The 10,577-nt window shown below is 61.5% G+C and carries 10 protein-coding genes; 8 read left to right on the top strand and 2 right to left on the bottom strand.

The features are described 5' to 3' along the window. Window positions 1–220: 220 nt before the first annotated feature. Entirely contained in the window at window positions 221–574 is a 354-nt protein-coding gene (locus J2Y41_RS18290; protein WP_309930564.1) for an Rv2175c family DNA-binding protein, read from the top strand. 116 nt (window positions 575–690) lie between these two features. On the opposite strand, the gene J2Y41_RS18295 is transcribed toward J2Y41_RS18290, so the two are convergent. Together J2Y41_RS18295 and J2Y41_RS18300 are read right to left on the bottom strand one after the other, a co-directional pair. After that, window positions 691–1,785, bottom strand: coding sequence for a polyprenyl synthetase family protein (locus tag J2Y41_RS18295; protein WP_309930566.1), 1,095 nt, complete (start codon window positions 1,783–1,785; stop codon window positions 691–693). Further along, window positions 1,782–2,351 (bottom strand): hypothetical protein, encoded by a 570-nt coding sequence (locus J2Y41_RS18300; RefSeq protein ID WP_309930568.1) that lies wholly within the window; start codon window positions 2,349–2,351, stop codon window positions 1,782–1,784. Before J2Y41_RS18300 ends, J2Y41_RS18295 begins: the two co-directional genes overlap by 4 nt. 75 nt (window positions 2,352–2,426) lie before the next feature. On the opposite strand from J2Y41_RS18300, the gene dinB reads away from it, so the two are divergent. The 7 genes from dinB to J2Y41_RS18335 all read left to right on the top strand — a co-directional run bounded on the left by dinB (window position 2,427) and on the right by J2Y41_RS18335 (window position 10,572). Beyond that, window positions 2,427–3,689, top strand: coding sequence for a DNA polymerase IV (dinB, locus tag J2Y41_RS18305; RefSeq protein ID WP_309930570.1), 1,263 nt, complete (start codon window positions 2,427–2,429; stop codon window positions 3,687–3,689). Between the two features lie 237 nt (window positions 3,690–3,926). Next, window positions 3,927–4,295, top strand: coding sequence for a DUF3040 domain-containing protein (locus tag J2Y41_RS18310; RefSeq protein WP_224167050.1), 369 nt, complete (start codon window positions 3,927–3,929; stop codon window positions 4,293–4,295). Window positions 4,296–4,741: 446 nt separating this feature from the next. Then, window positions 4,742–5,173, top strand: coding sequence for a division/cell wall cluster transcriptional repressor MraZ (gene mraZ / locus J2Y41_RS18315; RefSeq protein WP_216922947.1), 432 nt, complete (start codon window positions 4,742–4,744; stop codon window positions 5,171–5,173). Between the two features lie 136 nt (window positions 5,174–5,309). Beyond that, the gene (rsmH, locus tag J2Y41_RS18320; RefSeq protein ID WP_224089544.1) at window positions 5,310–6,338 is read left to right on the top strand and encodes a 16S rRNA (cytosine(1402)-N(4))-methyltransferase RsmH; all 1,029 of its coding nucleotides are present in this window, start codon (window positions 5,310–5,312) and stop codon (window positions 6,336–6,338) included. Further along, entirely contained in the window at window positions 6,335–6,991 is a 657-nt protein-coding gene (locus J2Y41_RS18325) for a hypothetical protein (RefSeq protein WP_309930574.1), read from the top strand. Before rsmH ends, J2Y41_RS18325 begins: the two co-directional genes overlap by 4 nt. A gap of 42 nt (window positions 6,992–7,033) precedes the next feature. Next, window positions 7,034–8,830 (top strand): penicillin-binding protein 2, encoded by a 1,797-nt coding sequence (locus tag J2Y41_RS18330; protein WP_224089548.1) that lies wholly within the window; start codon window positions 7,034–7,036, stop codon window positions 8,828–8,830. Between the two features lie 104 nt (window positions 8,831–8,934). Beyond that, window positions 8,935–10,572: a UDP-N-acetylmuramoyl-L-alanyl-D-glutamate--2,6-diaminopimelate ligase gene (locus J2Y41_RS18335; RefSeq protein ID WP_309930577.1), complete on the top strand. Its 1,638-nt coding sequence runs from the start codon at window positions 8,935–8,937 to the stop codon at window positions 10,570–10,572. The last annotated feature ends 5 nt before the right edge of the window (window positions 10,573–10,577 follow it).

Raw genomic sequence — 10,577 nt, forward strand, 5'->3', positions numbered from 1 at the left:
ACCAGTGTTGCCAATGTTACTGATGTTATCAATGTTATCAATGTTGCAACTGTGATCAGTGTGAATCTCTCACACTTATTCATTCGGCACAACAATTCCTGCACTATGGAAATCCCGTCGCTGAATTCATCCCCCTGGAAAGGCGACTTTCTCGCGCATGGAGGGACCGTCGTCGTACTCCGGCTAGGCGACTGGCAGCCCGGCGTGGCAACCTAGTTCCGTGAGTAATGTAGAAAGCCTTGTTTCCGACTGGTTGCCGCTGCCGGATGTCGCCGAGCTGTTGGGAGTTTCCATCACCAAAGTCCATGGACTGTTGGATGAGCGTGCGCTGGTGGCCATCAGGCGGGGAGAGCGGAATATCCGCTCGATTCCTGCCCTGTTTATTCAAGATGGACACGTCGTAGACAGCTTGAAGGGGACCATCGCGGTTCTTAGCGATGCTGGTTATAACGACGAAGAACTCATCGTGTGGTTGTTTACGCCTGACGATTCATTGCGGGGACGGCCTGTCGATTCGTTGCGCGAAGGACGCAAGACGGAGATTCGGCGTCGCGCCCAATCGCTCGCCTGGTAGATCAGTCGCTCGCCTGGTTGCCGGTTAGCCGGCGCTCAGATTCCCATAAGCAGTTAAACAGTGGACGACGGCGGTTCTTGACCGCCGTCGTCGTCTCAACGTCTGGAAATGCCCCGTCAGGCGGCCCGGCTGACAGCTGCCTCAGCCAGTTGGCGCAATGCCGTGAGCGGTAATTCTTCCAGCGGCAGTTGTTCCAGGGCAGCGAAGGCTTTGTCGCTCAGCTCGTCGATGAGGGATTCCGTGGCATCAAGGGCGCCGCACTCGACCATTATGTTGCGGATTGTGGAAACTTCGTCCTCACCCAGATTCGGTTTCCCCAACATTTCGTCCAAGTACGTGGCTTGATCCGTGGGAGCCAGATTAATGGCAAACCCAACGAGCACTGTCCGCTTGCCCTCCCGGAGGTCATCGCCGGCAGGTTTTCCCGTTGTCTCCGGATCGCCGAAAACGCCCAGGACGTCATCGCGCAATTGGAACGCCTCGCCCAAGGGCAATGAAAATGCCGAATATGCCTTCAGCAGGTCCTTCGATGCGCCCGCCAATGCTCCGCCCAGGGCCAAGGGGTGCTCGGTGGAATATTTGGCGGATTTATAGCGAATAATCGAGGTGGCGCGCTCCACGGAACCCGCGCGATCGCGTACCGGGCCGGCTACTTCCTCAAGAATGTCCAGGTATTGCCCTGCCATTACCTCGGCCCGCATGAGGTTGAAAATACGGCGCGCTTCACTTCCTGCGGCTGCCCTGGGGCCGATTTCCGTGAAGGATTCCTCGCTGAAGGAAAGGCACAAATCGCCGGTCAGGATCGCCGCGGCGTGGCCGAACCGTTCATTGTCCAGCGCCCATCCGTTGGCCTCGTGGAGTTGGCTGAAGCGGCGGTGCACACTGGGGCCTCCGCGACGCGTATCGGAACGGTCAATGATGTCGTCATGGATGAGGGCCGCGGCTTGGAAAAGTTCCAAAGCGCAGCCGGCCGTCAGGATGTCCGCGTCACCCGCGGGACCGCCCGCACCCCGCCAGCCCCAGTAGCACATCAGTGCACGAAGCCGTTTTCCGCCTGTGACGAGGCTGGATATTGACCCCATGAGGGGAGCGACGTCCGGGGAAATCGTAGCCATCATGTCCTGCTGGACCGCCAGGAACCCATTCAGCTTCCCGGCGACGCCGGCAATAAACTCGAGTTGCTCCGTGTGGAGTTGGGAAACCGGCGTCACTTGACGGACCCGGCCGCCACGTTGGCGCCGATGGTGAACGTGGAAACGCCTTCCTTTTGCCTCACCGACACGTTGACCGTCTCACCGTCACCGCGGATGAAGTCGATTGATGTGACGTTTCCTACGGCTTCTGGGCCTGGAACAACCTTGAATCCTTGTGCTTCAAGCGAGGTCTTGTAGTAATCCACCACGCTTTCCGGCGGAGCTTTGACCGTTCCTACGAGGGCAACGGTGGCAGGAGATACGTTCTTGTCAAAGCTGCTGGAGCGCACGGACGTCTTGGGCATCACCGGGATGAGCTGTTCCGGAAAGCCCGGGACCAAAGCGCCAACTGTGGCCGTCGCGCCGGGCACGGGTCCGGCTGACGCGGACGTGCCAGGAGCCTGTGACGACGATGGGTCGGAGGCCGTGGAAGAGGTCGTAGCCGTGGAGGAATCAGGGGAGTTCCCGGATGCGGGTGTGGCAGCCGGGCTGCCGGGGGATGGAGTACAGGCGGAAACCGCCAGGGCGACACTCGCTGCGAGCAGGGTAAACCCTCGCGATTGAGGAGTTCCAAAGAGCTTCACAGGGGTATCCTTCCTTGGGCTGACGGGGGGACTGTGCCTCCAGTTTAGTCAGTGGCCGGGCATAGTATTGCCGTTGTGAGGCAGGAAGCATTCGGTGGCGCCCAAAGCGCCGGCAGCGAACCAGCCCGCAGCGCGCACGACGCCCTGCGGGAACAGCGGCGAACCAGCATCCTGCACGTGGACATGGACGCCTTTTTCGTTTCCGTGGAACTGCGCAGCCGGCCGGACTTGCGTGGAAAGCCAGTGATCGTCGGCTTCCCTGCCGAACGCTCCGTCGTCTTGTCCGCGTCCTACAAGGCGCGGGCCACAGGTGTCAAGTCAGCGATGCCCATGGCCATTGCCATGCGGATGTGCCCCGGCGCTGTCATCATCCACCCGCGCCACAAGCTCTACTACGAGGTTTCGGCACAGCTCATGGAGATCTTCGCCTCCATTACTGACCTTGTGGAGCCCTTGAGCGTTGACGAGGCTTTCCTGGACGTTGGTGGGGCAATCCGCCGTCTCGGATCTCCCTTGGACATCGGACATCTCATCCGTCGTCGTGTTCGGTCTGAACTTGGTATCACCGCTTCAGTGGGGATTGCCGGAACCAAGTTTGTGGCCAAGATCGCATCCACGCGGTGCAAGCCGGACGGCATCCTCCAGATCGACGCCGAGGACACCATCGCCTACCTTCACAGCTTGCCGGTCAGTGCCCTCTGGGGCGTCGGCGGCAAGACCGCCGAGGTGCTGGCGCGCCTCGGCATCCGGACAGTGGCTGACGTGGCGGCTACGCCGGTGGCATCGCTGAAAAAGGTCCTTGGCGCCAGCGGAGAGCACGTGCACAGGCTGTCGATGGGAATGGATCCCAGGCCGGTCACTCCTACGCGGCTGGAAAAGAGCATCGGCGCGGAGGAGACTTTCGCCACAGATTCGGCGGACGATGCCCTGCTGCACAGGGAGCTACTCAGGCTGTCCCATCGCACGGCGGCGCGGCTGCGCAGTTCCGGGATGCTGGCCCGTACCGTAGCTTTGAAACTCCGGTACGCCGACTTTTCCACGGTGACCCGCAGCCGGACGGTGCATACTCCCGTTGACAGCGCCCAGCTTATTTACCAGGTTGCCGTGCAACTCCTGGAATCCTTGGGGGCACGATCCATGAGCGTTCGTCTCGTGGGTGTCCGTGCGGAGCAGTTGGAACCGGCCGGCCAAGCGTCCATGCAGCTCAGCCTTGACCGGCGCGATGACAACTGGCGTGCCGCGGAGCAGGCCCTTGACCGCGTCGCCGAACGCTTCGGCTCCAAAACATTGCTCCCGGCCAGGCTCCTGGATCCGGGCAAGACTCCTGACGTGAAATGACCGCTGCGATGCCACGCAGGCGCCTTCCGCGCGTCTTTCAGAACAGCGCCTGACAAACTATCCTAATTAGTACAGATATTTAGATCGTCTGGACAGCTGTTTCCTGAGCAGTCGGTCCCAGGATGTCCGCTAACAAGGCGGAAATTTTTGGGGAACGCTTTTCGTGGCCCGATCGTTTTGGAAACAGACGCACAGGCCGCGATTCGTCCAGACGCTGGCTGACTAAAGGAGGTCGCGATGCCCCTCTCGGAGCATGAACAGAAGCTGCTTGAGCAACTTGAGAAGCAGCTTCATGAGGACGATCCGAAGTTTGCCAACACCATGGGTTCGGATCCCATCCGCAGCTGGTCAACCCGGCACGTGATAATTGGTGTCCTTGGTGCCATCGCAGGCATCCTTTTGCTGCTGGTCGGCGTGTCGCTTCAACAAATTTTTGTTGGCGTCCTCGGCTTTGTGGTGATGGGCGCAGGTGTCTACTTTGCGACTCTTAGGGGCGCGGCGTTCGGCAAGGCCCGGAAAGGGAAAGCCGGAAAGTCCAAGTCCAAGAGTTCGTTCATGAGCAATCTAGAGGAGCGCTGGGACGAGCGCCGCCGCGACGACAATTGAGCGTGGCCGCAAGCATTAGCCCGGAACCGGATCCCTTCCACGCGACGATTCCTGAATAACCTGCGCCTATACCTGGTGCATGCCCCTGGGTGGCAGGGGACACAAAGGACCCTTTATGGGTCTTTTTGCGTTTAACCCCCGTCCTCCACTTTCCACCCCTTCGAGGTTGATAAGCCGCTGTGGACGCGGAGCGCGGCCATCCCTGCACCCGATTCCGACCGGGGGGCATGGGGCATGCCCCAGGCCTTCCTCTGCCCTCCACTTGCCCTCCACTTCCCACCACGCCATTGAATCCGGGCATTCACGCGCCTTCGGAAACTCAAAGTGGTGGAGAAACGGTCCGTGGTGCGTTGACTGTGGGGCTTTGTGGAGTAAAGTGGAGCACATAAGAGGGTATTGGCAGGGTTGGGTTTGAACGGGCACCTTGACTGAGGGGCGGTGGGCCGGTGTTTCTTGGCACCCATTCCCCACGCCTTGATGAAAAGGGCCGGATCATACTTCCCGCGAAGTTCCGTGAGGAACTTGCCGAGGGCCTGGTTCTCACAAGGGGTCAGGAACGCTGCATTTACGTCTTCAGCCAGAGGGAATTCGAGCGCATTCACGAATCGATGCGGGAGGCACCACTGTCCTCCAAGCAGGCTCGTGATTACATTCGGGTTTTCCTGTCTGGGGCCTCTGACGAGGTACCTGACAAGCAGGGGCGCGTGACGATTCCGCCGGCGCTCCGGGCCTATGCAGGGCTCGGCCGGGAATTGGCAGTTATCGGTGCCGGTACCCGCGCGGAGATCTGGGATGCCGAGGCTTGGAATGAATACCTCGCCGAGAAGGAAGCAGCCTTCTCGGAAACCGACGATGACAATCTGCCCGGGTTCATCTAACCGGGGGATGGGGCCTTGGCCCCGGTCCTTGGATGGGATCTCCAGCCGCCCATCGAACTGTCTTCCTGGCTCAACTTCCCCTGGGCCAGGCCGGCGGAACGATAGGCGCGGATGGGGATCCGATCCAAGGAACTGAATGCAAGCGATTGAGGAAAGAGGAGGCAACGTGGAAGAGCAGGACGCGGCAAAGCCCACATCTGAGCGCCACGTGCCCGTCCTGAAGGACCGCTGCATCAACTTGCTCGCCCCGGGCTTCGAAGCAGCCCGGTCCAGGGGTGAGACCCCGATTGTTATTGATGCCACCTTGGGCATGGGCGGCCACTCCGAGGCCATGCTGCAGCGATTCCCGGACTTGCACCTCGTGGGGATCGACCGCGATGAGGAAGCGCTGGCCTTGGCTGGCGCGCGGCTGGAGCCCTTCTCCGACCGCACGGACCTGGTTCATGCGGTCTATGACGAAATCGAGGACGTCCTTGCAGATCTCGGCATCCCGGAGGTCCATGGCATCCTCATGGACCTGGGTGTTTCGTCCCTGCAGTTGGACGAGCGCGAACGCGGCTTCGCCTATTCGTATGACGCGCCACTGGACATGCGGATGGATACCAGCCGCGGACAGACAGCAGCGGACGTCGTCAACAACTACAGCGAAGAAGACCTGGTTCGCATCATCCGCAAGTGGGGTGAGGAAAAATTTGCCGGCAGGATCGCCAATCGCATTGTGAACGCCCGCGCCGAGAAGCCCTTCGCCACTACCGGAGAACTCGTTGAGCAAATCCGCAGTGTAGTACCTGCTGCTGCCGCCAAGAGTGGTGGCCACCCGGCCAAACGGACCTTCCAGGCGCTGCGTATCGAGGTCAACGAAGAACTCGACGTCCTGGAACGGGCTATCCCAGCCGCCGTCGCGGCGACTGCCGTGGGTGGGCGGATTGTCGTCATGTCCTACCACTCCCTGGAGGACAAGATCGTAAAGTCCGTTTTCCAGGCCGGATCCAAGTCCTCAGCACCGCTCGGATTCCCGGTTGAACTCGAAGAACACAAACCCGAACTGAAAACACTGACCAAAGGCACGGAAGTGCCTACGGCCGCAGAAATTGCCGAGAACCCGCGCGCGGCGTCTGCCCGACTCAGGGCCGTGGAGCGCATCAAGCCAAGGAGAGTCGCATGAGCACCGCCGCAGCGAAGACACTGCCCTCCGTGGTAGGCAACACGGCCAGGGCACTTCCGGCTCCAGCCGGCAAGCCCGACGCCGGTCGAAAGGCCCGTACGCCGCTTTCGCTTGTGCGCAGCGCCCCAGGGAAGCGGCGCACTCCCTTTGTCGTCCTGTGCTTCGTGGTGATGGCGGCCGCCCTGCTGACAGTGCTCGTCCTTAACATTTCTGTATCCACGGCCCAGTACCGGTTGGTGCAGCTCAAATCAGAAGCAGCCACCCTGAACAAGGAAAACCAGGATCTGACACAGAAGAAGCAGAACTTCGAGGCTCCCCAGAATCTGGCTGCAAAGGCTGCAGAATTGGGAATGGTACAGTCCACCGTCAAGGGCCAGATCGATCTGAACACCATGACGGTCACCGGAAAGGCGACCCCGGCTGTAAAGGGTGACAACCCTGCGGCCGTGATCGCCCCTCCCGCCGTTGCCGGCCAGCTTGATGTGGTGCCCTCGGTGACTACCAAGGATCCGTTGGAAAACCTCAAACCGGCAACACCCGTAGCGCCTGCGGCCACACCGGCTGCGCCCGCTGCCAAGCCCGCAGCCCAGACGCCTGCAGAGCTTCACGGGGGATCCGTTCCCGCTCCCCGGCAGAAGGCACCAGGGCAATAGCCCGCAAGATCACCGACGCAAGGCCAGCAGCAAGGAATCCACGTGGCGCAAAACCCCGGCAAATCAAAAAAGACGAAGGTGCCGGCGGCGAGGAAGCGGCTCCGGGTTGGTCTTGGCATCATGCTGACACTGCTGTTGGTGGTGGGCGGGAAACTCTTCATGGTGCAAGGCCTTGATGTCGGTGGCATGGCCGAGGCGGCCCTTGCGAACCGCCTCACGCCGCAGGTACTGCCGGCCGAACGCGGCAGGATCCTGGACGCCAACGGCACTGTCCTGGCCAGCAGTGTCATCCGCTACAACATTGTTGTGGATCAGGTCCTGAACACCGCCACCGCTGAGTTCAAGCGCTACAACGAGAAGACCGAAGAAGTAGAGACCATCCCGCGGGACCAGGGTATCTCCGAACTGGCTTCGCTCCTCGGTGCCGATCCCGCCAAAGTCAGGGAGTCCCTCACTGGCGACAAGAAGTACTTCACGGTGGCCAAGGATGTGAAACCCGAGCTTGAAGACCGCATTTCCAAGCTGCATATTCCAGGTGTTGCCGCCGAAGGCGTCAGTAAGCGCGTCTATCCGAACGGCAGCGTGGCAGGCGGGGTGGTGGGTTTCCTCCAGGACGGCACCACAGGCCAGGCAGGCATCGAGCAAACCCAGGACCAGGTCCTCCGCGGTACCGAGGGCAAGCGTGTTTTCGAGATTGGCGCCGATGGCCTCAGGATTCCCGTGGCAACTGATGAACTCACGCCGGCTGTGGATGGAAGCGACGTCAAGCTGACGCTCAACACGGACATCCAGTACTTCGCACAGCAGGCCATCCAAAGCCAGGTCAACAAGATGAACGCCGAGTGGGGTTCCATCATTGTGATCGACACCAAGACAGGCAATCTCATTGCCTTGGCCGACACGAATGCCCCGGACCCCAACGACCCCGGGAAAGTTGATGCCAAGGACAGGGGTGTGCGTTCTGTAACGGCCGCCTACGAGCCCGGATCCGTCGAGAAGATGATCACTGCCTCTGCCGTGATCGAGGAGGGTAAGTCCTTCCCGCTGGACCATTTCACTATCCCGCCGTCCTACACCATTGACGGCCAGACGTTCACCGATGCGTTCGAGCACGGCACCGAAGAACGCACGCTGGCCGGAATTCTGGGCTGGTCCATGAACACCGGGACCGTGATGGCGGGAAGCAGGCTGACCAAAGAGCAGCGCTATGAATGGCTGAAGAAATTCGGCGTGGGCGAGCAAACGGACATCGGCCTTCCCGCGGAGGCTACGGGTATCCTCGCAAAGCCCGATCAGTGGGATGAACGCCAGCAATACACGGTGCTGTTCGGTCAGGGCGTATCGCAGTCCACGCTGCAAACCGTGCGGGCCTTCCAGTCGATCGCCAACGACGGCGTGATGTTGCAGCCCAGGCTCATCGACAGTTACATCACCCCCGAGGGTGAAGAGCAGAAGGTTCCCGCCAAGGAGTCCCGGCAGGTGGTGTCCAAGGAAACTGCCCAACAAATGCGGGACATCCTGGAAAGCGCAGTGACCGAGGGGCAGATCAAGGACGCAGCCATTGATGGCTACCGCGTAGGCGCCAAGACGGGAACCTCACAAGCACCCCGCGAAGATGGGCTCGCCGGCTTTGACGGGTACACGGCCTCGATGGTGGGCATGGCGCCGATGGATGACCCCCGGTTCATCGTCGAAGTCGTGCTGCAGCGGCCCAGGGGAAATATCTACGGCATCACCAATGGGCCCGTGTTCCGTTCGGTCATGTCGCAGGTCCTCAGGACCTACAACGTGGCGCCATCCACCGGGACCCCCGCGCGCCTGCCGCAGTTCGTCAAGTAAGCTTCTTGGGCGTCTGTTTCGGCCAAAGAATTTGATCCATCACTACCGGCTGGGCGCCGCTGGCCCCAAGCCGGTCGTTCCACCGAGCATCAACGGAGAACCACGTGTCAGAGCACAAAGAGGCCGCTTTCCATGCCGAGACGCCGGAGACCGGCACATCCGGCTTTCGTCCGGCGTCTGTGGCTGCAGTGCCTTTGTCGACCATTGCAGAAACCCTGGGTGTCGCCGTCCCGGCGGACGGCGGAACCAGGGGAGTGACGGGGATCTCGCTGAACTCCCGGGCCGTTGAACCCGGTGACCTTTACATGGCCCTGCCCGGCGCTTCGCGCCATGGTGCCGACTTCGTCCCCCAAGCGGTCGACGCCGGCGCGGTCGCCGTAGTCACGGACGACGCCGGGGCACGGCAGCTTGCCTTGGCAGGCGAGCAGCCCGTACCTGTCCTTATCGTCGAGGAGCCGCGCACCGTCGTCGGGCGTTTGGCTGCCCTGATCTACCGCAGCCAGCCGGACGACGGCGGGTTCCCGACGCTGTTCGGAGTGACCGGGACCAACGGTAAAACGACCACAACGTACTTCATCAACTCCTTGCTCCGTGCCCTGGGTAAAACCCCGGGGCTCATCGGAACAATCGAAATCCTGGCCGGGGGAGATCCCATTCCGAGCTTGTTGACGACGCCGGAATCCACCGACGTCCATGCACTGCTTGCCTTGATGCGGGAACGTGGGCTGGAGGCGGCCTCCATGGAGGTGTCCTCCCACGCCGTTGCTTATCACCGCGTGGATGGCGTGATGTTCGACGTCGCCGGGTTCACGAACCTCACCCAGGACCACCTGGACCTGCACGGCAGCATGGACGAGTATTTCCGCACCAAAGCTGAGCTGTTCACCACAGGACGGGCACGCCAGGCAGTGGTGATGGTGGACGACGAGTGGGGCCGCAACCTGGCGCGAACAGCGGACATTCCGGTCACCACACTTACTGCCACGACAGGAGGCAGCCCTGCCGATTGGTCCGTGGCCTCAACCACGGCCCGTGGACTCGGCACCGATTTTGAACTGCGGCACACGGACGGCCGTGCCCTGCGCGTACACACTGGCTTGCCGGGTGACTTCAACGTGGCGAACGCGGCCCTGGCCACGATCATGGTCCTTTCATCAGGCGTCGATGCAGAGACCCTCCAGGGCGCACTCGACGCCCACGATCCCTTTACCGTGGCCGTTCCCGGACGAATGCAGCTCATCTCCACCGCGCCGGCCTCCGTGGTGGACTTTGCCCACAACCCGGATGCCCTGGCCCGCGCGCTTCAGGCTGTGCGGTCCCGCGAAGAAGGCTCCCGTGTGATCGTGGTGTTCGGGGCCACCGGGCAACGGGACCAAAGCAAGCGTCCTACGATGGGTGCGATCGCCGCACGCTTGGCAGACATTGTCATCGTCAGCGACGACGACCCCCACGATGAGGATGCAGCAGCTATCCGTTCAGAGGTGCTGGCAGGTGCCTATGCTGCCCGTGAGGCCGGCAACCTGACCAGTGAAATCATCGAATCCTCGCCGCGGGATGCCGCCATCAGACGTGCAGTGGAGTTGGCCACCCCGAAGGACACCATCCTCATCGCAGGTCGCGGCCACGAGGTATGGCAAGAGGTCAAGGGCGTCAACCTCGCCCTTGACGACAGAGTGGAATTGCGGGCCGCCTTGACATCCAGGGGATTCAGCGTTTCAACGGACCAGCGGATAGAGTCCTAAACCGA

The sequence above is a fragment of the Arthrobacter sp. 1088 genome, from assembly GCF_031455315.1.
In the GTDB taxonomy this organism is placed as follows: domain Bacteria; phylum Actinomycetota; class Actinomycetes; order Actinomycetales; family Micrococcaceae; genus Arthrobacter.